Below are 20,251 nucleotides of genomic sequence, written 5' to 3' on the forward strand. Positions count from 1 at the left end.
CTCCGCTCCGCCCGTTCCACCCGCTCCAGGTACTCCGTAGTACCGAGTACCACTATACGGTATCACCGAGTAGCTGGGCCAGGGGCGGACGCCAAGCGACGAACGGCGAACGGCGAACGGCGAACGGCGTCAGACCACGGCGAGGCGATCCACCAGTAGCCGGGTCCTCCGCTCGGCATCGGCCGAGGGCAGGCGGCCCGCTCGCGTCAGGGTGGCCAGGCCGTGCAGGGACGCCCAGAACACCTCGGTGAACAGGCCCGGTTGGACACCCTCCCCGGCGACCGCGTCGAGGTTCTCCAGTAGCGCGGCGAAGGCGTCCTTCATCGGCTCCGGGGTGTCCTCCTGCGCGAACGTCAGGCCGCCGTCGAGCTGGAACATCGCGTCGTAGACCGCCGGGTTGCGCTCGGCGAAGTCGAGGTAGGCGCGGGCGAGGGCGGCGGCCCGGGCGCGCGGGCCGTCCGCCGCGGAGGCCGCGGCCCGCAGCTCTACGGCCATCTCGGCGGCGCCCTGGAGGGCTACGGCGCCGATGATCTCGCGCTTGCCGCGGAAGTGGCTGTAGAGGACGGGCTGACTGTACTCGATGCGCTCGGCCAGCCGACGGGTCGTGACCGCGTCCCAGCCCTGCTGTTCGGCGAGTTCGCGGGCCGTCGCCAAGATGAGGCGCTCGCGGCCCGCCCGTTCGCGCTCCTTGCGTTCCTGTACCGACATGATTCGACACTAGCACCGCTAGACATTCGATCGGCAGTAGGTCTAGCGTTGCCTCGTCAGCTAGCAATGCTAGAAACGAGGGAGAGTCGTCATGCTCACCGCACTTGAGGTCTTCACCACCGTGGTCGTCGGCGTGATGGTCGGGGTGGAGTTCTCCGTCGCCTTCGTCATGAACCGGATCTTCAACGCCCTTCCCGACGACAGCGGCCAGCTCGCCCGCGCCCACGGGGGCCGGATGCTCGGCGCCGTCATGCCGTTCTGGTACATCGGCTCGCTCGTCCTCAGCGCGGTTTGGGCCGTCGCCGAATGGCACCACTCCGGCGCCAGCCTCGTCGTCAGCGCCGCCGGGCTACTGATCGTGAGCGTGGTCATGTCGATCCTGCTGCTCGTACCGATCAACAACCGGGGCAAGACCTGGACCCCCGAGAACCGGCCCGCCGACTGGAAGGAGCAGCTGAACCGCTGGGACCGGTACCACTACGTCCGCGTCGCCGTCATAGTCGCCGCGTTCGCTCTGCTGGCGGCGGCCCTCACGTGAGCGCGAACTCGCACCAGACCACCGTGCCCGGGTCCCGTTCCCCCACCCCCCACTTGTCGGACAGCGCGGCGACCAGCATCAGGCCCCGCCCTTCCTCCGCATCCAACTGCCGGTACGGCGTACGCACCTTGCGGAGTTCTGTGGTGCCGCTGTCGTGGACCTCGATACGGAGGATTCCGTCGGGGTGCAGCGACAGGTGGACGGCGAAGCCCCGGCCCGGCGGTACGCCGTGGAGGATCGCGTTGGTCGCCAACTCGCTTACGCAGAGCAGCACATCGTCCATCCGGCTGGTGACCGACCAGGACGTGAGCGTCTCCCGGGTGAAGTCGCGGGCCAGGGCGACCGATCTGCGGTCCCGCCGGTAGAACGCCTCGCGGGTGTGGCCTTGTTGGAGTTGTTCATTCACGGGACCACTGTCACAGGGAGTCACTATCGTGGGTCAGTGAGTGAGGTCGTAGTTCTTTTTGCTACGACCTCACTACGACGTCTTCGGGTGTGCGCGGGGGAAAGGGACACGCATGCAATCGGCGAAGAGGCCTAAGAAGGTCGGCACTTGGGAAGCGGTGGGTGGGCTGGTCGCCCACTTTCGGAGGAAGGCGGGGTACACGCAGGAGCGGTTCGCCGAGATCGCGAGGGTGCACATCGACACCCTCAGGTCCATCGAGCAGGGCCGGCTCGCACTCCAGGACGACCGGGCGAAGCAGTTTGACGAACTGCTGGGTACGGGTGAGGCGTTGTTCGCGCTGGTGGATAAGTTGCCCGTGCGGGAGCGGATGCCGCAGTTCGCTCAAGAGCTGGCCGACAACGAGCAGGAGGCGCTCAGCATTCTGTCGTACGAGAGCCAGGTGATCCCTGGGCTGCTCCAGACCAGGGACTACTGCCGCGCCATGTTCGAGTACCGGTATCCACGGCTCGGGAACGAAACTGCTGAGCAGTGGGTGGACAATCGGATGGAACGGCAGTTGATCTGGCAGCGTGAGCAACCCCCCGTGGGCCACTTCATCATCGAAGAGAGCGTCCTGCGGAGGCAGGTCGGCGGACCAGAGGCAATGCGGGCGCAGATCCATCAGATCCTGGACTTCACCGAACCCGCGCACATGAGCGTGCAGATCATGCCAATGGATCGCACGCCGCACGCCTGCCTCGCCGGGCCCATGGTGCTGCTGGAGACCCCCCACCACCAGCACCTGGTCTGGCTGGAGGTGCAGCGCGCCAGCTTCCTCGTAGAGGATCCCGACGAGGTCAGCGACTACCACCACAAGTATGGAATGCTGCGGTCACAGGCCCTCACTCCTGACGAGAGTGCGCGCCTCTTGGAGAGACTGCTAGGAGACTGATGAACACTGTGGACGCGCTGACGTGGTTCAAATCCAGCTACAGCAGCAGCGAGGGCGGCAACTGCATCGAAGTCGCCTACACCTGGCGGAAGTCCACTTACAGCAGTGACGAGGGCGGCAACTGCATCGAAGTCGCCGCCCACCCCTCCGCCATCCACGTCCGGGACTCCAAGGTCACCGCCGGTCCCATCCTCACCGTCACCCCCGGCACATGGGGCGCCTTCCTCGACGCGGTCACGCAATGACCACCGCAGCGCTGCACTGGTTCAAGTCCAGCTACAGCGGCAGCGAGGGTGGCAACTGCATCGAGGTTGCCGTGCACCCCTCCGCCATTCACGTTCGTGACTCCAAGGTCGCCACCGGCCCCATCCTCACCGTCACCCCCGGCGCTTGGACCATCTTCCTCGACACCGTCACGCATCCCGCAGCCTGAACCACACTCCCCGACCCACCGCGCACGCCGCCAGGACGCCGAGGCCCTCGCTCTCTCCGAGAGTGCGAGCCTCTTGGAGAGACTGCTAGGAGAGTAATGAACAGCGCAACACTGCAGTGGTTCAAGTCCAGCTACAGCAGCAGCGAAGGCGGCGACTGCATTGAGGTTGCCGCGCACCCCTCCGCCGTCCACGTCCGGGACTCCAAGGTCACCGCCGGGCCCATCCTCACCGTCTCGTCGGGCACTTGGGGCACCTTCCTCGACGCGGTCACGCAATGACCACCGCAGCACTGCACTGGTTCAAGTCCAGCTACAGCGGCAGTCAAGGCGGGGACTGCCTTGAAGTCGCTTACGCCTGGCGGAAGTCCAGTCACAGCAGCAACGAGGGCGGGGACTGCGTCGAAGTCGCCGCTCACCCCTGCGCCATTCACGTCCGGGACTCCAAGGTCACCGTCGGCCCCATCCTCACCGTCACCCCCGACACCTGGGGCACCTTCCTCGGCGCCGTCACGCATCCCGCAGTCTGAACCACACTCCCCCGGCCCCCAACAAGCCCACCGCGTACGCCGCCAGGACAGCCAGGCCCGGCCACGGGGCGATTGCCAACGCGCCCAGGTTCTTGGTCGCCTGGATGGACAGGCCCGCCGGCATCGGGGCCCAGCGTTGCAAACGGTGTTGCCAGGTTGGGGAGTTGACCAGGTGGGACAGGATCGGGACTACGTAGAGGATGCCGAGTCCCAGGGTGATCGAGCCTGCCGTGTCGCGGAGCAGGGTGGCCAGGGACAGGCCCAGGAGTGTTACCAGGACGAGGATCAGGATCGAGCCCGTCGCCGGTCGGAGCAGGGCACCGTCCGGCGGGGTCGGGAGGATCACGCGGGCCAAGCCCAGGGAGGCCAGCACCCCGACCGCTCCCGCCACCGCCGTGAGTAGTGACAGGATCGCTGCCTTTGACGCCAGTACTCGCCATCTGCCCGGCATCGCCGTCAGCGTCGTACGGATCGTGCCCGTCGCGTACTCCGCGCTTATCGACAGGGCGCCCAGGACCAGGCAGATGGCCTGGCTCAACTCGACGCCCGAGAGGGTCAGTTTGGTCGTGTCCGCGTTGCAGGGGGACGGGCAGATCCGGGGCGTGACCGACGAGGCCGCCGCCGCGCCGATCGCCGCTGTGAGGACGACCGTTGCCGCCAGGAGCCACCAAGTGCTGGGCAGGGTGCGGAGTTTGGTCCATTCGGCGTGGAGAGAGCCCGGCCACCTCACGCGTCTCGCCTCCTTACCGTCCAGGCCGCCAGCACGAGTGCCGCCACGGTGTAGGCGACCAGGACCGCCAGGCCGTTGTACGGGGTCAGGGGGTAACAACCGTTCTCCGGGAGGCAGTTGTGTTGGACCTGCGGGTAGTACTTCTTGCCCTGTTCGATCGCGAAGGCCGCTGCGGGGGTGACTCGTAGGAGCCATTGCGCCGCCGGGAGCGGGAAGGCGAACGAGAGGATCTGCGGGAGGACCACGAGGACGACGACCGTGGCGATCGTGCCCGCGCTGTTGCGCAGCACCACTCCCACGGACAGGGCCAGGACCGCTACCAGGGAGAGGAGTGCTGCGCTGCCCACCACCGCCCGCAGGGACGGGTTCTCCAGGAGGGACAGATCGGGGAACTCGGGGGGCTTGAAGCCGTTGGAGCGCAGGGTTTGTTGGGCCCAGGTGAAGCCGACTGCCGTTGCCAGCAGACCTGTTGTGAAGGTGATCGCCGCGACGACCGTCGCCTTCGCCGCCAGCACCTTCAGCCGGGACGGGGTCGCCGTGAACGTCGTACGGATCAGGCCCCGTTTGTATTCGGTGGTCACGAAGAGCGTGCCGAGGGCGGTCATGAAGAGGAGGCCGACGAAGACTCCCTGGAAGCCCATCTGGACGGTGTCGGGGCCGTTCTCCTCGGGGGCGATGTCGCCCTGACCGGTGAGGGTGTACGTGCCGGTCGCGGACACCCGGGTGGTGTTCGGCGGTGCGTTCCGGGCGCTCGGGTCGTTGGGCTCGGCACCTCCGATGTCCGTGCTCGACCAGCCGGTGTCGGACGACGTGCCCTGGAGGGTCAGGTGGTCGAAGGTGGCGGTGACCGAACTCCGGCCCGCCCGCGCGCTCGTGCCGCCCAGGGATCGCCGCACGATCTCATGATCGGGCGTCCCGAGCAGCAGCCCCACCTGAACCGTCCTCCCCAGCCCCCCGACCCCCACCTCCCCAAGCTGGGTCCATTTCTGACCGTCTACCGACGCATAGCCAGTTAGATTTCCCCCCACGCTTTTCAACCTGAGCCACTGCGGGGCCGTGGCCAGATCGCTGCCCGGGCCCGCCGTGTCATGAGTGAAGTCCCACTGCATACGGACGCCATGGCCAGGGGTCACCACCACCGCCGCGTACGGCGAGCCCTGCCTCAGGCTCGACTTGACGATGATCCCGGCCTTCGCCCAGGGCTCCAGGGCCTTGCCGTCACCGCTCTTCAGCCCGGTGACCCGGACGGTGAGCGTGCCGTCGCCGGTCAGCGCGCGGTGGGTGAAACGGAAGGAGTCGTTGACCACCTCACCACCCGGCCCGAGGACGATCGGTGGACCGCCCCCCGTGACGGACCCGCTCGCGCCCATCTGACTGATCCCGACCGTGACCACGGCCGCCGCCGCCAACACCAGCAACCAGGCCCTGACCGTCCAGAACTTCGTCCATTCCGCCCGCAGCAGCCGCCCGAACCCGGCCCGGGCCGGGTGCAGCGCCGAACGGTACGGCGCGGGCGTCCTCGTCGGCGCCGTCATCGGGTCACCTCGTCCGTCGTCCCGGCGGGCGTCGACGTGAACTCGACGGCATCCCGGGTGAGTTCCATGTACGCCTCCTCCAACGAGGCCCGATGCGCGCCCACTTCGGCGAACGGGACCCTGGACGCGGACAGCAGCTCCACGATCCGCTCGGCGGGCAGCCCGGTCACGGTGAGCAGCTCACGGTCGACGACGGCCACGGTCCCGCCCTCCCGGGCGAGCAGTTCCATCGCCTCCGTACGACTGCTCGTACGCAGCCGTACCCGGTCGCCGGAGGCCGCCGCGAGAAGGTCGGCCACCGCGGTGTCGGCGATGAGACGACCCCGGCCGATGACCACCAAGTGGTCGGCGGTGTCTTCGAGTTCGCTCATCAGATGGCTGGAGACGAGGATCGCCCGGCCCTCGGCGGCAAGGTGGCGGAGCAAGGTACGGATCCACTGAATGCCCTCGGGATCCAGGCCGTTGACCGGTTCGTCGAGAAGCAGAACCGGCGGGTCGCCGAGCAACGCGGCTGCTATGCCGAGCCGTTGGCGCATCCCGAGGGAGTAGCCGCCGGCTCGTCTCCGAGAGGCCTGCTCCATACCGACCTGTTCGAGGACCTCGTCCACGCGACGCATCGGCAGCCCGTGCGAGTTGGCCAGCCAGCGCAGGTGATCACGGCCCCGGCGGGCGGGATGCAGCGCGGCGGCGTCAAGGAGCGCGCCGACCTCCAACAACGGTGTGCGCAGCGCCTGATAGGGCCGCCCGCCGATCAGCGCCCGCCCCTCGTCGGGGGTGTCCAGGCCGAGCAGGGAGCGCATGGTGGTGGACTTACCGGCACCGTTGGGACCGACGAATCCGGTCACCGTACCGGGCTCGACCGTGAAGGAAAGGCCGTCAACCGCGAGGGTCCGACCGAACCGCTTCCGTAAGTCGCGGACTTCGATGCTCGCATCACTCATGGTGAGCGAGGCTAGGTGCCCGCCCCACAGGGTGTCGTCACACCGTGGAGGTCCCTCACGAGGGGGACGCCGAGCGGAACGGCGGTCGGCACAATGGCCGGGTGGGCGTGGAGGATTCGTCGGATGCGGAGAGTTCGGGTGCGGAGAGTTCGACACCGCCGAAGAACACCGTCGGCGCGAACACCACCACGGCGGAGGCACCTGGGCGACCGATGACGATTCGAGAACCGGGCGGGGACTCCATACCGGTTCAGGACCCGGGCAAGGGCTCCACGCCGGTTCGGAATCCGGGCGAGGGCTCCACACCGGTTCGGGACCCGGGCACGGTTCAAGGTCAAGGCCGGGCCCCCGGCACGGTTCGGCGCCCGGGCCAGAACTCCACACCAGATCGGGGCCCGGACCGAGCCCCCGGGACAGTTCGGGACCAAGGCCCGGGGCCTGGCACGGTTCGGGCCCCGGACACGACACCGGGCCCCCACCCGAACCAAGACCCCACGCTGAGTCGGCCCCCAGGCCTAGACCCCGGGATCGATCGAAACCCCGACCGAGACCCCAGGACAGACCCGAACCCGGACCAAGACTCCGCGCCGGGCCAACACCCGGACCAGAACCCCACGTCGGGCCAGCCCCCGAGACGGAACCCCGAGACAGATCGGAGCCCGGACCGAGACCTCGGGACGGACCGAGGCGCGGGTCAGGTCTCCACGCCGGATGAGGGCCCGGACCGGGGCCTCAGGGCAGACCGGGAGCCGGAGCAGGACCCCACACCAGGCCGACGCCCGGACCAGAACTCCGCACCGGGCCAACACCCGAGCCAGGACCCCACGCCGGGTCGGGACCCAGACCCCCGGACGGTTCGGGGGCCGGGGCGGGAGTGGGTGGTCGGTGTGGGGCGGGCGGGGGGTGGCGCTGGCTCGTGGTGGGGGGTTCTCGTCGTTTCCGGTGGGCTGGCCGTTCTCGCGGTCTTCGAAGTCCTTTTGCGTGGGGGCGACTTGGGCGGCGGCTTCGCCGCCCTGCTGCTGCTCGCGCTCGCCACCACCGTCCCGCTCCCCTTCGTCCTCGGGACCGGCATCGGGATCGGGGCCGGACCGCTCGCCCGGAGTGGTGCCGCCGTCGCGATCAGCGCGGCCTGTGTGCTGTCCCTCGTGCCGTTCGGCATGCTCACCGTCGGCGGGGTCGTGGCCCAGCTCGTCTGCGTGTACGTGCTGGGGCGGGCCGGAGCCACCGCGCTCGGCGGGCTGTTCGTCCTCCCGTACGTCGTGATCGCGCTGGCCGGTCACGAGGACCCGACCCGGATCGTCGCCGTCCTCGTGGCGACCCTCGCGTCCGCCGCCGCGGCCACCGGCATCGCCCACCACGTGCGCAGCACCGCACTCGCCCACAGCGTGACCGAGCAGGCCTTCGCCGACACCCTCCTCGAACACGCCGCCCGAGGCGAACGCGCGCGTATCGCACGGGAGTTGCACGACGTCGTCGCACACCACATCTCGATGATCGCCGTCCAGGCGGAGACCGCCCGCCTCACCACCCCGGGACTGCCGACCGAGGGCGCCACCCGCCTCCTCGCCATCGGCGACACCGCGCGCACCGCCCTCACCGAGATGCGGCGGTTGCTCGGCGTCCTGCGGGAGGACGCGCACACGGGGGTCCAGCGGCGGCCCCAGCCCGGTCTCCGTCAGCTCATCGAACTCGTCGACGAGTCGCGGGACGCGGCCGGTTCCCGCACCCGGCTCATCATCAGCGGGCCGGTCACCACGCTCGACCCCGGCATCGAGGTCACCGCGTACCGCATCGTGCAGGAAGCCCTCACCAACGCCCGGCGGCACGCGCCCGGCGCCGCCGTGGACGTGGAACTCCGTTACACGGACGCGGACTTGGCAGTGCGCGTCCGCGACAACGGGCCCGGTCAGCCCGCCGCCCACACCTCCGGCCACGGGCTGCTCGGCATGCGCGAGCGCGCCGCCACCGTGGGCGGCACCCTGCGCACCGGCCCCGCCCCCGGCGGCGGATTCCTCGTGGAGGCCCGACTACCCGTCACCCCGGACGACGACGAGGAGGCACCGGCATGACCATCCGTATCGTCGTCGCCGACGACCACGAACTCGTCCGGGCCGGATACGCCGGACTCCTCGCCACCCAAGGCGACTTCACCGTCGTCGGCACGGCACACGACGGCGCCGAGGCGGTACGCGTCTGCCGCGAACAGCTCCCCGACGTGGTCCTGATGGACGTACGCATGCCGGTCATGGACGGCATCGAGGCAACGGCGAGGCTCCAGGGCCCGGACGCGCCACGCGTGCTCGTCCTGACCACCTTCGACCTCGACGAGCACGTCTACGACGCGCTGACCGCGGGGGCGAGCGGCTTCCTGCTCAAGGACGTGACGGCGGAACGGCTCTTCGACGCGGTCCGGGTCGTAGCGGCGGGCGAGGCGCTGCTCGCCCCCGCGATCACCCGTCGGCTCATCTCCGAGTTCGCGCGCCAGCGACCCCGAACCACCCCTGTACGCAGCGCACTTGACTCCCTCACCCCACGCGAGACCGACGTCCTGCGGCTGCTCGCGGAGGGCCTGTCCAACCCGGAACTCGCCGTCCGCCTGCGCGTCGGCGAGGAGACCGTGAAGACCCACGTCAGCCGCATCCTGTCCAAACTGGGGCTGCGGGACCGTACGCAGGCGGTGGTGATGGCCTACGAGACGGGACTCGTCGTGCCGAGAACGGGCTGACGGCGGGCGCGCGGCACCGGCAGCAGCCACCACGCCGACACCACCGACAACACCGCGCCGACCGCGATCCCTTCGAGCCGGGTGGGCAGCAACCGCAGCGCGTCCTGGCCGAAGTAGCCGAAGAGGAGGGACAGGGCGCAGGTCATCCCGGCGGCCCAGTAGGCGTAGTTGAGGGGCCGCAGCCACAACGCGACCGCGAGGACGGCGAACATCAGCGCCACAGAGGTGTCGCCGGTGACGCCGATCGCCGCGACGCCCGCCGCCAGCAGGGTGCCGACCGCGGCTCCGGCCAGGCGCTCAATTCCCTTGCGCAGTACGTCCGTTCGGCCCCGGTTGCCGCTCGCGGCGACGTACGCGGTGAGAACCACCCACGGCCAGTGGTCGTCGAAGAGCAACCGCCCGACCGCGAAGGCGGCGACGATCCCGGCCGCCATCTGGAGCGCCATACGGGTGCTGGGACGGGGGTGGAGGCGCGAGCGGCGCGCCGGTTGTCCGGGGTCGGGTTCGGCTCGCCAGGGCCGGGGGCCGAACCGGTCCCCCAGCCCCTGCACCAGCCACACCACCCCGCACGCCAGCCCTCCGACCAACGCCGACCAGCCCCAAGTGACCAGCCCGCTCTGCGCCTTGGCCGGAAGCGCGGGGCCGGGTACGACGAGGAGGGCCACCAGCGGCAGCGCCAGCAGCGTGCCGGCCTTCGTGGCGACGGGGCCGTAGCGGCGGATCCAGATGGCCAGGGCCATGCCCGCCGTGTAGACGGCGGCGCCGATCGCGTAGTGGGAGACGATCAGCCGGCCGACGAAGATCGAGGCACCGGCCGTGGCAGGCAGCACGACGAGCGCGGTGAGCCTCCGGCGGGTGTCGGCGGTGCGCTGGGTGGAGGACAGGGTGAGGGTCAGGGCGACCGCGAGGACCAGCACGTCGGTGTGCAGTCCCGCGGCACCTTCCAGCCAGAGGGCGACGCCCCAGGAGAGCAGGACGGCGCTCATCGTCAGAGCCGCTTCGTACGCGTTGCGTATTAGTTTTGCGGTCACTATCACCACGGTAGCGGGCGTTACGAGCGCTGAATAGTAAGTTGATGCGTACGATATCCCGCATGGATCATCTCTCCGAAGCCACCCGGATCCGTCGTGGTGTCGTACGGCTGAACCGGCGGTTGCGCCAGGAGCGCGGCGACGGTGGGCTCACGCCCAACCAGCTGATCGTGCTCGGGCATCTGCACCGGAACGGTTCGGCGACGCCGGGTGAGGTCGCGGTGGCCGAGCGGCAGCGGCCTCAGTCGCTCACGCGGGCCTTCGGCGAGTTGGAGGCGGAGGGGTTGATCTCGCGTGAGCCGAGCGCGGTGGATCGGCGGCAGTCCGTGCTCACGTTGACGGCAGCGGGGCGGCAGGCACTCGACCGGGATATGGCTGAGCGGGATATGTGGCTGGCGGAGGCGTTGGGGGCGTTGAGCGAGACCGAGCGGGGGGTGTTGTCGTTGGCGGGGGCAATTATGGAGCGGATGGCGGGTCGTTGATCAGGTGCGGGTCGGTGGGGGCTGGTCGCGCAGTTCCCCGCGCCCCTAAGGGAGTTGCTCTGGGCAGAGTTACCAGCGCACGCCCCCTCGCACTCATCCCCCAGCCACCGTAGATCAGAACCCTCCGCCGAAGTCCCCGCCGCCTCCCCCGTCTCCACCCCCGCCGAAGTCCCCTCCCCCTCCGAAGTCGCCGCCGAAGTCCCCGGGGTCGAAGTTCGCGCCGGACACATCCCCGCCCTCGTAACCGCCGCTGCCGAAGTCGCCGTAACCCGTGCCGTAGTCGGAGGCGTAGGACGGGGTGGACATCATGCTGCCCAGCAGGGTGCCGACGAGCAGCCCGGGGAGGAGGCCGCCGCCGAAGTAGCCGCCCGCCCAGGGGCCGTAGGCCGGGCCCGCGTCCCAGTACGGGCGGCGGCCGTAGTCCGTGTCGACCTCGCGGATCATCGGGTCCCGGCCGTCGGCGAGCCGGGCCTGGTCGGCCGCGCAGACCGGGACCTCGCGGGGTGCGCCACCGGCCGGGGTCCAGGTGGCGTCGGCGACCGAGGGGCCGTGGCGCGGGTCGAAGAAGCAGGGGGCGCGGCGCTCGGGCAGCGGGCGGCCCTCGCGCCGGGCGGCGAGCTGCGCGAGCGAGAAGCGGCCGTCCTCCAGGGCCTGGGTGACCGACCGGACGTCCTCGGGTTTCGTGGCCGCCGCCATGTACGACTTCGCCTGCTCGTACGCGTCGAGGGCGCGTTCGTAGTCGGCGCGCATCGCGTCGTCGGCGCCCGGCTCCGCCGGGTGGAAGTCGAGGCGGTCCAGTTCCTCGCCGAACGCGGTGATGTCCTCGTCGACCACCACCCGCAGCTTGTCGAGGGCGGCCCGCTGCTCCTCCAGCCTGCGGCGGCGGGAACGGCGTACGAGGGTGTACGCCCCGGCGCCACCGGCCACCAGGACCCCGCCCGCGACGATCAGCGCCGTACCGGAGACGCCGTTGTCACTTGAAGAACCGCCCCAGGACGCGGGCGCCGAGCCGCCCATACTGGCGAGCGCGCGGTCGGTGAAGTCGGTGAGCTGGGTCTTCGCGTCCTCGCCCTGCACGCTGCTGACCAGGTTCTTCACCGCCGCGTTCGACAGGACCGAGGAGTCCGCGCGGGCGTCGAAACGGTCGCCGAGGCGGATCGCGTAGAGACCGGTGATGCCGGTGGCGGTACGCAGATCGGAGAACAGGTTCGCCGTCGGGTAGTCGGCCGGGAGGACCGCGACGAACACCGGCTTGTCGGCCTTCTTGATGCGCTGCGCGAGCGCGTCGGCGTCGGCGGACGACAAGGAGGAGGCAGCGGGGTCGACGTAGACGGGCCCCTTGCGCAGGGCCTCCCCGATCGTCGAGACGCCGGTCGCCGCGACGGCCGGGGACACCATGGTCAGCACGGTGAGCAGCAGGGCCACGAGCAGCCCCGGGAGGCTCCGGCCCCAAACGACAGCCTTCATAATCCGACGCTAGCGGAAGCGCCCTGAAGGGGCGCGGGGAAGTATCGATATGCGGCTCCGCCGCGTGGGCGCGACCAGCCACGACGAGTCCGCAGCCGACCGACAACCCTCGCGCCCCTCCAGCGGCGACCTCACGCCACCCGATAAGCCTCCTCCAGCTTCTTCACCGCCGCCCCGTACTTCCCCGTCAGCAGCAGATGGTCCGCGTCAGCGAACGGCTTCGACACCGCCGCCGTGATGTTCTGCCCCACCTTCTGCTGGACGATCAACCGCGCCTGCGTGACGAGCGCCTTGCCCGTCGCCGCCGACCGGGCCTTCGCCGCCGCGGCCTCCAGCGCCTTCAGGGTGGACGCGCCACCCGTCGGCGTCTTCGTCGCGGTCGTCAGACCCCAGCCGTACGGGAACTGCGGATCGTACGTCGTGTCACCGACGTTGATCGGCAGCTGGGCCTCCGACTTCGGCCAGGTGACCGGGAGTTGACCGGTGAAGGAGCGCTTGCCGTAGAGGACGTCGGCCACGCCGTCGCCCTCCGTGCCCGGCAGCCAGGAGGCCACCACGGCGTCGATCTTCGGCAGCCGGTCGCCGATCAGCTGCGGGCGCCCGGAGACGATCAGCACCGCGCACTTCATCGCCGCGCACACCTTGTCCACGGCTGCCTGGTCGGCGGGGGTGAGGGTCAGGTCGTTGCCGTTGCCGACATCGCCGATGCCCTCGGCGTACGGGGTCTCGCCGACCACGACCACACCGACGTCGTAGCCGCTGGTCGAGGCGGACGCGTCCTTGGAGTACGTGACGTCACCGCCGGCGTTCTTCATGCCCTGGAGGATCGTCGTGCCGGTGGTGTTCGTGCCGGACGAGCCCTGCCAGGTGATGGTCCAGCCACCGGTCTGGTTGCCGAGGTCGTCGGCGTTGGAACCGGCGACGTAGACCTTCTGCGACTTCTTCAGCGGGAGGACGCCGTTCGCGTTCTTCAGCAGTACCTGCGACTCGGCCGCCGCCTGCCGTGCCACGGCCCGGTGTGAACTGGACCCGATCTGCGCCGCGTTGCTCGTGTCGGCGTACGGCTTCTCGAAGAGGCCGAGCTTGAACTTCTGCGTGAGGATGCGCGATACGGCGTCGTCGACGCGCTTCTCGGTGACGGCGCCGGCCTTCACCTGGGCGATCAGGGTCGCGGTGAAGTCCTTGTAGCTGTACGGGACCATCATCATGTCGACGCCCGCGTTGACCGAGGTGCTGACGTGGGACGCGTAGTCGCCCGGGAGTTGGTCGATGGCGTTCCAGTCGCTGATGACGAAGCCGTCGAAGCCCATCCGGTTCTTGAGCACGCCGTTGATCATGTCGGCGCGGGCGTGCATCTTCACCGGGCCGAGGCCGTCGCCGACGATGTCGAGCGAGGAGTACGACGGCATGACCGTGCCGATGCCCCGGTCGACCGCCGTCTGGTACGGCGCCAGGTGGATGGCCTCCAACTGCTGCCGGGTGACGGTGGTGACGCCCTGGTCGATGGTGTACGTGCCGGTGGTGGAGGAGCCGTAGGCCGTGCCGCCGTCGCCGACGAAGTGCTTGGCGGTGGCGAGGACCTTGTCGTCGTCCTTCAACTGCTTGCCGTTCGCGGCGCCTTGGAGGCCCTGGATCATCGTCTCCATGGACTGCACGAGCGCCGGGTCCTCGCCGAAGGACTCGTAGGAGCGGCCCCAGCGTTCGTCACGGGTGACGCAGAGGCAGGGCGCGAAGTCCCACGGGACACCGGTCGCGCGGACCTCACTGGCCGTCACCGCGCCTGTCCTCTCGGCGAGTTGGGGGTCGCGGGTCGCGCCGATGCCGATGTTGTGCGGCATGATCGTGGCACCGGCCAGGTTGTTGTGGCCGTGGACCGCGTCGACGCCGTAGATCAGCGGGATCTGGAACCGGGTTGCCTGCGCCCGGAGTTGGAACGAGTCGATCATCTTCGCCCAGGCCGCCGCCGTGTTGGGCGTCGGGGTCGAGCCGCCGCCGGAGAGCAGTGAGCCGAGGTCGTAGGTGGCGATGTCGGCGCCCGTGCCGATGCCGCCGCGCTCGGCCTGGGTCATCTGCCCGGCCTTCTCCTCAAGGGACATGCGCTTGACGAGGTCGGCGACGCGCTTCTTGATGGGCAACTTGCTGTCCAGGTACGGCAGTCCGTGCGCGTCGATGACGACCTGAGGTGTCTCGGTCGGGGCCTTGGCGCCGGTGACCGTGAGCTTCAGCGGGATCGTCTCGGCGTTCTCGGCGGACTTGTCCTTGAGCGTGCGGACCTTGACGGTCTGCGTGGTGCCGGACGCGGTGCCCGCCGGGAAGGTGAGCGTGCCGGAGACCGGGGTGTAGTCCTTGCCGGCGGTGGCGGTGCCGCCGTCGGACGTGTAGGCGACGGTCACCGGGTCGTCCAGCGGGACCGCGCCGGTGGTGGCGACGGTGACCTCGACCGTGGCCGTACCGCCCTCCTTCACCGGGTAGACGGCCGAGTCGGTGACGACGGAGGCGCGCAGCGACTGGTCCGCCTTGCCGTACAACTCGACGTCGTCCATGGCGAATTGGCTGTGGATGCCGACCGGGAGGGTGACCGCGTAGCCCCACATCTGGGTGAGGCCGAGGACGTGGTCGATGCCGCCGACGGGCTGGTAGTCCGTGCGGTAGACGAAGTTCGTGAACGGGATCTCGATCTGCTTCCAGCCCGTGAAGTTGTCCGTGAAGGACGTCGTCCACAGCTCGGAGGCCTCGCCGTTGGCGCCGCCGTCCTTGATCTCGAAGTTGCTCGACTTGCCCGTGTTCTGGCCGTCCCACCAGAAGCGGATGCCCTGATGGGCGGACCAGTCGTGGCCGGGCTCGGTCGCGGCGAAGTCGTGGGTGAAGCCGCCGTAGCCGCTGATGTCGTAGGTGCCGCTGAGTACCTTGTCGCCCTCGGGGGCGTCCGGTCTCGCGGTCAGGGCGAGTTGGGGCGGGTCGTCGTTGTCACTGCCCCAGGTGAAGATGCCCTCGGCGGGCTGGCTCGCGAAGGGCACCTCGCCCTCGAAGCGGTCGACGGGGGTGGGGGCTGGGTCGGCGGCGGCTGCCGCCTGGGACACGGCGGCCGGTGACAGCAGCGCGGCGCACAGGGCGGTGGAAACGAGCAGGGCGGTTCTTGGCATGGACCTTCCCTCGGCTCTGGAGCTCTGGTTCACTCTGGGATCGCACAGTTCACTCATGACTTAGATCACGCCGTGAGTTAACTAACGGCCCGCAGACCCGTCAAGACGTCTCGTCAGGAAGGGCTAACGCATCCATGTCCAGGAGAACCCCCCGCACGGCCCGGCTGCTGCTCGCCGGACTGCTCTCCGTGGCCGGCTTCACCGCGGCCGTACCACCCGCGCACGCGGCCGGTGAACAGGTCACGGCCTGGCTCACCACCACCGACGACGCCGCCGGACGCCATGTCACGCGCGGCCTCCAGGCCCAGACGCCGTTCGCCTTCTCCTCCGGCACGGGCGGCAGCGGCGAGAACATCACCGTCGACGAGAACACCCGCTACCAGACCTTCACCGGCGGTGGCGCGTCCTTCACGGACACCGCGGCCTGGCTGATGAACAGCAGCGGCGCGCTGTCGACGGCGACCCGGAACGCGACCATGACCAAGCTGTTCTCGCCGACGGACGGGATCGGGCTGTCGTTCCTGCGCAATCCGATGGGCGCGTCCGACCTGGCGCGATACGGCTACTCCTACGACGACGTGGCCTCCGGCGCGACCGACCCGAACCTCACGTCGTTCTCGATCGCGCACGACCTGGCCGATGTCGTGCCGCTGACCAAGCAGGCGCTCTCGTTGAACCCCTCTCTGACTGTCATGGCCTCGCCATGGACGGCTCCCGCCTGGATGAAGGACAGCGGCTCGCTCAACGGCGGCTGGCTGAAGTCCGAGGACTACGGGGTCTACGCCAACTACTTCGTGAAGTACCTCCAGGCGTACAAGGACCAGGGCGTTCCGGTCTCGTACGTGACCGTCCAGAACGAACCGACCTGCTGTTCCGGCTACCCGTCGATGAGCTGGAACGCGTCCGGGCTCGCGTACTTCACGAAGAGCGAACTGCTCCCGAAGCTCAACGCGTCGGGGCTCACGACGAAGGTCCTCGCCCACGACTGGAACTGGGACGTGTACGACTCCTACGCGGCCTCGACCGTGGACGACGCGGCCGTCCGCTCCAACCCCAACTTCGGCGGGATCGCCTGGCACGGCTACGGCGGTGACGTCACCAAGCAGACCACCGTGCACAACCAGTACCCCACCCTCGACGCCTTCGGCACCGAGCACTCCGGCGGCACCTGGATCGCCAACCAGCAGCGCGAGGACATGAACAACATCATCGACTACACCCGCAACTGGGCGAAGTCGGTGACGAAGTGGTCGCTGGCCGTGGACCAGAACATGGGCCCGCACAACGGCGGTTGCGGCACCTGCACGGGACTGATCACCGTGCACAACGGCGACGGCGCGAGCGGGACCGTCGACTACACGGTCGAGTACTACACGATGGGCCAGCTGACGAAGTTCGTCCGGCCGGGCGCGCAGCGGATCGCCTCGACGGCGTCCACGAACGTGCCGAACGTGGCCTGGCGCAACCCGGACGGCTCGAAGGCGCTGATCGCCTACAACGACGCGTCCACCGCGAAGACCGTCACCATCAACTGGGCTGGCCAGCACGCGACTTACTCCCTCCCCGGCAAGACCTCCGCGACCTTCACCTGGACGGGGACGCAGTCCGGCGGGGGCAGCCAGACCGGCGCGTTCGTGGGCCTGGCGAGCAAGTGCCTCGACGTGGCCGGTGCTTCGACCACCAACGGCACGGCCGTCCAGCTCTACGACTGCAACGGCTCGACCGCCCAGCAGTGGACCGTGGGCACCGACGGCACGGTGCGCTCGCTCGGCAAGTGCCTCGACGTGACGTCGGCTTCGACGGCGGACGGGGCGAAGGTGCAGTTGTACGACTGCAATGGAACCGCCGCGCAACAGTGGTCGTACAACTCCACGACCGGTGATGTGGTGAATACGGCGGCCAACAAGTGCCTTGACGTGACGGGCAATTCGTCGACGAACGGGACGCGGGCGCAGATCTGGACCTGCACGGGGGCCGCCAACCAGAAGTGGCATCTGCAGTAGGGGAGTTATGAGACGCATGACGGGGGCGGCGGCCGTGCTGGGCACGGTCGCCGGTGCGTTGGTGTTGAGCGGATGTGGGCCGTCCGGGCCGCTGCCGCTGGTCGCGGTGGAGCAGGACACGCACGGGGGCTTCACGGCCGTGCTGCGGCCGTGCGGCGACGACATGATCACGGGGCTGGGGCTCTTCGGCACGCACAACGACCCCGAGCGGAACGTCTCGGGCTGGGACACCACGGTCGAGCGGACCGGGGCCGACGCGCGGTTCCCGCTCTTCTCACCGCCGGCCGGCTGGCGCGCCTCACCCGTGGGCCCGCAGCGGGTGGTGCCGGGCTACAGGTACGAACTCTCCTTCGGCAAGGCCGTGCCCACCTCCGAGTACACCGGCACCGTCACGTTCACCGCCAAGAAGCTGTCCGCCCTGAAACCCGGCCAGGTCTGGGCCGACGGCAAGGCCATGAGCCTCGGCCAGTTCGAGAAACTCGCGGACGACTCGTGCTGACCCGGAGGGCGGCGGCGGTCGTGGGTGTGGTGGCGGGGTGTCTGCTGCTCAGCGGGTGCACGGCCGTCGATCTGCCGCTGGCCGGGGTGCGGCTCGGGGCGGACGGGGCGCCGTACGCGCTGATCCGGCCATGCGGGGACGACAGTTACCAGTCGCCGTCCCTCGACGGCTGGGCCAGGGGGATCGACGACGGGCCGGTCACCACGGGGTGGGACGTGCGGAAGGAGAAGCTGAGCGGGGACGCCGAGTTCCCGCTGTTCTCGCCGCCGGCCGCCTGGCGGGCCCGGCACCGGGGCGAGCAGCGGCTCCTGCCGGGGCACCACTACTCGCTGCGCTTCGGGCACTACATCACGGGCGACTCGTACAACGGGATCGTGGAGTTCACCACCGAGCAGATCACGGCCCTCGAACCCGGCCAGGTCTGGGCCGACGACAAGGCCATGAGTCTCGGCGAGTTCGAGAAACTCGCCGAGAACTCCTGCTGAGGGCGGGCTACTTGGCGGGCTCGACGCCGGCGCGGAGGAGGCCGTAGGTGTACGCGTCCTCCAGCGCCTGCCAGGACGCGGCGATGACGTTCTCCGCGACGCCGACCGTCGACCACTCGCCCGAACCGTCGGACGTGGAGATCAGGACGCGGGTCGTGGAGGACGTGCCGTGGACGCCCTCCAGGATGCGGACCTTGTAGTCGACGAGGTCGAGCTTGGCGAGCTGGGGGTAGATCTTCTCCAGGGCGACCCGGAGGGCGCGGTCGAGGGCGTTGACCGGGCCGTTGCCCTCGGCCGTGGCGACGATGCGCTCGCCCTTGGCGTAGAGCTTGACCGTGGCCTCGTTGGCGTGGCTGCCGTCGGGGCGGTCCTCGACGATCGCGCGCCAGGACTCGACCTGGAAGTAGGAGCGGGCCTTGCCCTCCGCCTCGGCGCGGAGGAGGAGTTCGAAGGACGCGTCGGCCGCTTCGTAGGTGTAGCCCTTGAGTTCGCGCTCCTTGACGCGGTCCACGACCCGGCCGACCAGCTCGCGGTCGTCGCTGATGTCGACGCCGAGTTCCTTGCCCTTGAGCTCGATGGAGGCGCGGCCCGCCATGTCGGAGACCAGCATCCGCATGGTGTTGCCGACCTGCTCGGGGTCGATGTGCTGGTACAGGTCCGGGTCGACCTTGATCGCGGAGGCGTGCAGGCCGGCCTTGTGGGCGAAGGCCGATACGCCTACGTACGGCTGGTGCGTGGACGGGGTGAGGTTGACGACCTCGGCGATGGCGTGGGAGATGCGGGTCATCTCGCGGAGCTTGCCGTCGGGGAGGACCTTCTTGCCGTACTTCAGCTCCAGGGCGGCGACCACGGGGAACAGGTTGGCGTTGCCTACGCGCTCGCCGTAGCCGTTCGCCGTGCACTGGACGTGGGTCGCGCCCGCGTCGACGGCGGCGAGGGTGTTGGCGACCGCGCAGCCGGTGTCGTCCTGGGTGTGGATGCCGAGCCGGGCACCGGTGTCGGCGAGGACGGTGGCCACGACCGCCTGGACCTGCGCCGGGAGCATCCCGCCGTTGGTGTCGCAGAGGATCACGACGGACGCGCCGGCGTCGGAGGCCGCGCGGACGACGGCCTTGGCGTACTCGGGGTTGGCGCGGTAGCCGTCGAAGAAGTGCTCGCAGTCGACGAAGACGCGGCGGCCCTGGGCGACGAGGTGGGAGACGGTGTCGCGGACCATCTCCAGGTTCTCGTCGAGGGTCGTGCGCAGGGCCAGTTCGACGTGCCGGTCGTGGGACTTGGCGACCAGGGTGATGACATCGGCGCCGGAGTCCAGGAGCGCCTTGACCTGCGGGTCCTCGGCGGCCTTGGCGCCGGCGCGGCGGGTGGCGCCGAACGCGACGAGCTGCGCGTGCTTGAAGTCGATCTCCTGCTGGGCGCGGGCGAAGAACTCGGTGTCCCTCGGGTTGGCGCCCGGCCAGCCGCCCTCGATGAAACCGACGCCGAAGTCGTCCAGGTGCCGGGCGATGGCCAGCTTGTCCGCGACGGTGAGGTTGATGCCCTCCCGCTGCGCGCCGTCACGCAGGGTCGTGTCGAAGACGTGGAACGCATCGTCGAGTGCGCTGGTTTCCGTCATGGTGTCTGGCTCCTGAGGATCTGAATCTCGGTCTGTACCGGAATGACCGGCTCCA

Annotated in this window: 21 protein-coding genes; 12 read left to right on the plus strand and 9 right to left on the minus strand. The window is 69.6% G+C overall.

Annotation, left to right across the window (positions count from 1 at the left end; all coding sequences use genetic code 11):
• Positions 1 to 129: 129 nt before the first annotated feature.
• Positions 130 to 708 (minus strand): TetR/AcrR family transcriptional regulator, encoded by a 579-nt coding sequence (locus ACWIHT_RS20120; RefSeq protein ID WP_456169466.1) that lies wholly within the window; start codon positions 706 to 708, stop codon positions 130 to 132.
• A 91-nt stretch (positions 709 to 799) separates the two neighbouring features.
• Here ACWIHT_RS20120 and ACWIHT_RS20125 point away from each other — a divergent pair, with 91 nt between their 5' ends.
• The gene (locus ACWIHT_RS20125; RefSeq protein ID WP_456169467.1) at positions 800 to 1,246 is read left to right on the plus strand and encodes an anthrone oxygenase family protein; all 447 of its coding nucleotides are present in this window, start codon (positions 800 to 802) and stop codon (positions 1,244 to 1,246) included.
• Here the strand turns inward: ACWIHT_RS20125 and ACWIHT_RS20130 are convergent.
• Positions 1,239 to 1,652 (minus strand): ATP-binding protein, encoded by a 414-nt coding sequence (locus tag ACWIHT_RS20130; RefSeq protein ID WP_456169468.1) that lies wholly within the window; start codon positions 1,650 to 1,652, stop codon positions 1,239 to 1,241. The two genes, ACWIHT_RS20125 and ACWIHT_RS20130, sit on opposite strands and share 8 nt — an antisense overlap.
• A 112-nt stretch (positions 1,653 to 1,764) precedes the next feature.
• On the opposite strand from ACWIHT_RS20130, the gene ACWIHT_RS20135 reads away from it, so the two are divergent.
• From ACWIHT_RS20135 to ACWIHT_RS20155, 5 genes are all read left to right on the plus strand, one after another.
• Complete coding sequence (locus ACWIHT_RS20135; protein ID WP_456169470.1) at positions 1,765 to 2,583, plus strand: helix-turn-helix domain-containing protein; 819 nt, start codon at positions 1,765 to 1,767, stop codon at positions 2,581 to 2,583.
• Positions 2,583 to 2,828: a DUF397 domain-containing protein gene (locus ACWIHT_RS20140; protein WP_456169471.1), complete on the plus strand. Its 246-nt coding sequence runs from the start codon at positions 2,583 to 2,585 to the stop codon at positions 2,826 to 2,828. Before ACWIHT_RS20135 ends, ACWIHT_RS20140 begins: the two co-directional genes overlap by 1 nt.
• The gene (locus ACWIHT_RS20145; protein WP_456169472.1) at positions 2,825 to 3,016 is read left to right on the plus strand and encodes a DUF397 domain-containing protein; all 192 of its coding nucleotides are present in this window, start codon (positions 2,825 to 2,827) and stop codon (positions 3,014 to 3,016) included. The genes ACWIHT_RS20140 and ACWIHT_RS20145 overlap by 4 nt, the downstream gene beginning before the upstream one ends.
• 96 nt (positions 3,017 to 3,112) lie before the next feature.
• On the plus strand, positions 3,113 to 3,295 hold the full coding sequence (locus ACWIHT_RS20150) for a DUF397 domain-containing protein (RefSeq protein ID WP_456169473.1): 183 nt from the start codon (positions 3,113 to 3,115) through the stop codon (positions 3,293 to 3,295).
• On the plus strand, positions 3,292 to 3,543 hold the full coding sequence (locus tag ACWIHT_RS20155; RefSeq protein ID WP_456169474.1) for a DUF397 domain-containing protein: 252 nt from the start codon (positions 3,292 to 3,294) through the stop codon (positions 3,541 to 3,543). Before ACWIHT_RS20150 ends, ACWIHT_RS20155 begins: the two co-directional genes overlap by 4 nt.
• On the opposite strand, the gene ACWIHT_RS20160 is transcribed toward ACWIHT_RS20155, so the two are convergent.
• Genes ACWIHT_RS20160 through ACWIHT_RS20170 form a run of 3 tightly spaced genes read right to left on the minus strand, consistent with a single transcriptional unit; the run spans position 3,524 to position 6,749 of the window.
• Positions 3,524 to 4,273: an ABC transporter permease subunit gene (locus ACWIHT_RS20160; protein ID WP_456169475.1), complete on the minus strand. Its 750-nt coding sequence runs from the start codon at positions 4,271 to 4,273 to the stop codon at positions 3,524 to 3,526. The genes ACWIHT_RS20155 and ACWIHT_RS20160 overlap by 20 nt on opposite strands.
• Complete coding sequence (locus ACWIHT_RS20165; protein WP_456169476.1) at positions 4,270 to 5,808, minus strand: hypothetical protein; 1,539 nt, start codon at positions 5,806 to 5,808, stop codon at positions 4,270 to 4,272. Before ACWIHT_RS20165 ends, ACWIHT_RS20160 begins: the two co-directional genes overlap by 4 nt.
• Entirely contained in the window at positions 5,805 to 6,749 is a 945-nt protein-coding gene (locus ACWIHT_RS20170; RefSeq protein ID WP_456169477.1) for an ABC transporter ATP-binding protein, read from the minus strand. The genes ACWIHT_RS20165 and ACWIHT_RS20170 overlap by 4 nt, the downstream gene beginning before the upstream one ends.
• Positions 6,750 to 7,726: 977 nt before the next feature.
• Between ACWIHT_RS20170 and ACWIHT_RS20175 the strand changes: the two genes are divergently transcribed.
• Entirely contained in the window at positions 7,727 to 8,818 is a 1,092-nt protein-coding gene (locus ACWIHT_RS20175; RefSeq protein ID WP_456169478.1) for a sensor histidine kinase, read from the plus strand.
• Complete coding sequence (locus tag ACWIHT_RS20180) at positions 8,815 to 9,474, plus strand: response regulator (RefSeq protein ID WP_456169480.1); 660 nt, start codon at positions 8,815 to 8,817, stop codon at positions 9,472 to 9,474. Before ACWIHT_RS20175 ends, ACWIHT_RS20180 begins: the two co-directional genes overlap by 4 nt.
• On the opposite strand, the gene ACWIHT_RS20185 is transcribed toward ACWIHT_RS20180, so the two are convergent.
• The gene (locus tag ACWIHT_RS20185) at positions 9,438 to 10,505 is read right to left on the minus strand and encodes an FUSC family protein (RefSeq protein WP_456169481.1); all 1,068 of its coding nucleotides are present in this window, start codon (positions 10,503 to 10,505) and stop codon (positions 9,438 to 9,440) included. The genes ACWIHT_RS20180 and ACWIHT_RS20185 overlap by 37 nt on opposite strands.
• A gap of 62 nt (positions 10,506 to 10,567) precedes the next feature.
• Here ACWIHT_RS20185 and ACWIHT_RS20190 point away from each other — a divergent pair, with 62 nt between their 5' ends.
• Positions 10,568 to 10,987, plus strand: a complete 420-nt coding sequence (locus ACWIHT_RS20190) for a MarR family winged helix-turn-helix transcriptional regulator (protein ID WP_456169482.1) — start codon at positions 10,568 to 10,570, stop codon at positions 10,985 to 10,987.
• 114 nt (positions 10,988 to 11,101) lie between these two features.
• Here the strand turns inward: ACWIHT_RS20190 and ACWIHT_RS20195 are convergent, their stop codons facing one another.
• Positions 11,102 to 12,454 carry a hypothetical protein gene (locus ACWIHT_RS20195; protein ID WP_456169483.1) on the minus strand — a complete coding sequence of 451 codons (1,353 nt, stop codon included), beginning with the start codon at positions 12,452 to 12,454 and terminating at the stop codon, positions 11,102 to 11,104.
• A gap of 131 nt (positions 12,455 to 12,585) precedes the next feature.
• A complete protein-coding gene (locus ACWIHT_RS20200) occupies positions 12,586 to 15,597 on the minus strand; it encodes a glycoside hydrolase family 3 protein (RefSeq protein WP_456169484.1) in 3,012 nt (1,003 codons plus the stop codon).
• Between the two features lie 134 nt (positions 15,598 to 15,731).
• Here ACWIHT_RS20200 and ACWIHT_RS20205 point away from each other — a divergent pair, with 134 nt between their 5' ends.
• Genes ACWIHT_RS20205 through ACWIHT_RS20215 form a run of 3 tightly spaced genes read left to right on the plus strand, consistent with a single transcriptional unit; the run spans position 15,732 to position 18,584 of the window.
• Positions 15,732 to 17,600, plus strand: a complete 1,869-nt coding sequence (locus tag ACWIHT_RS20205) for a ricin-type beta-trefoil lectin domain protein (RefSeq protein WP_456169485.1) — start codon at positions 15,732 to 15,734, stop codon at positions 17,598 to 17,600.
• A 7-nt stretch (positions 17,601 to 17,607) separates the two neighbouring features.
• Positions 17,608 to 18,099 (plus strand): hypothetical protein, encoded by a 492-nt coding sequence (locus tag ACWIHT_RS20210; RefSeq protein ID WP_456169486.1) that lies wholly within the window; start codon positions 17,608 to 17,610, stop codon positions 18,097 to 18,099.
• Positions 18,093 to 18,584, plus strand: a complete 492-nt coding sequence (locus ACWIHT_RS20215) for a hypothetical protein (protein ID WP_456169487.1) — start codon at positions 18,093 to 18,095, stop codon at positions 18,582 to 18,584. The genes ACWIHT_RS20210 and ACWIHT_RS20215 overlap by 7 nt, the downstream gene beginning before the upstream one ends.
• Positions 18,585 to 18,591: 7 nt before the next feature.
• Here the strand turns inward: ACWIHT_RS20215 and cimA are convergent, their stop codons facing one another.
• Complete coding sequence (cimA, locus tag ACWIHT_RS20220) at positions 18,592 to 20,196, minus strand: citramalate synthase (protein WP_456169488.1); 1,605 nt, start codon at positions 20,194 to 20,196, stop codon at positions 18,592 to 18,594.
• Positions 20,197 to 20,251: the final 55 nt, after the last annotated feature.

It is taken from the genome of Streptomyces sp. NPDC002276 (assembly GCF_053891435.1).

Bases quoted from the DNA above. Each gene is read 5' to 3' on its own strand.
- ACWIHT_RS20120 (WP_456169466.1), bottom strand. From the start codon at position 708: ATGTCGGTACAGGAACGCAAGGAGCGCGAACGGGCGGGCCGCGAGCGC.
- ACWIHT_RS20125 (WP_456169467.1), top strand. From the start codon at position 800: ATGCTCACCGCACTTGAGGTCTTCACCACCGTGGTCGTCGGCGTGATG.
- ACWIHT_RS20135 (WP_456169470.1), top strand. From the start codon at position 1,765: ATGCAATCGGCGAAGAGGCCTAAGAAGGTCGGCACTTGGGAAGCGGTG.
- ACWIHT_RS20140 (WP_456169471.1), top strand. From the start codon at position 2,583: ATGAACACTGTGGACGCGCTGACGTGGTTCAAATCCAGCTACAGCAGC.
- ACWIHT_RS20145 (WP_456169472.1), top strand. From the start codon at position 2,825: ATGACCACCGCAGCGCTGCACTGGTTCAAGTCCAGCTACAGCGGCAGC.
- ACWIHT_RS20150 (WP_456169473.1), top strand. From the start codon at position 3,113: ATGAACAGCGCAACACTGCAGTGGTTCAAGTCCAGCTACAGCAGCAGC.
- ACWIHT_RS20155 (WP_456169474.1), top strand. From the start codon at position 3,292: ATGACCACCGCAGCACTGCACTGGTTCAAGTCCAGCTACAGCGGCAGT.
- ACWIHT_RS20165 (WP_456169476.1), bottom strand. From the start codon at position 5,808: ATGACGGCGCCGACGAGGACGCCCGCGCCGTACCGTTCGGCGCTGCAC.
- ACWIHT_RS20170 (WP_456169477.1), bottom strand. From the start codon at position 6,749: ATGAGTGATGCGAGCATCGAAGTCCGCGACTTACGGAAGCGGTTCGGT.
- ACWIHT_RS20180 (WP_456169480.1), top strand. From the start codon at position 8,815: ATGACCATCCGTATCGTCGTCGCCGACGACCACGAACTCGTCCGGGCC.
- ACWIHT_RS20190 (WP_456169482.1), top strand. From the start codon at position 10,568: ATGGATCATCTCTCCGAAGCCACCCGGATCCGTCGTGGTGTCGTACGG.
- ACWIHT_RS20195 (WP_456169483.1), bottom strand. From the start codon at position 12,454: ATGAAGGCTGTCGTTTGGGGCCGGAGCCTCCCGGGGCTGCTCGTGGCC.
- ACWIHT_RS20200 (WP_456169484.1), bottom strand. From the start codon at position 15,597: ATGCCAAGAACCGCCCTGCTCGTTTCCACCGCCCTGTGCGCCGCGCTG.
- ACWIHT_RS20205 (WP_456169485.1), top strand. From the start codon at position 15,732: ATGTCCAGGAGAACCCCCCGCACGGCCCGGCTGCTGCTCGCCGGACTG.
- ACWIHT_RS20210 (WP_456169486.1), top strand. From the start codon at position 17,608: ATGAGACGCATGACGGGGGCGGCGGCCGTGCTGGGCACGGTCGCCGGT.
- cimA (WP_456169488.1), bottom strand. From the start codon at position 20,196: ATGACGGAAACCAGCGCACTCGACGATGCGTTCCACGTCTTCGACACG.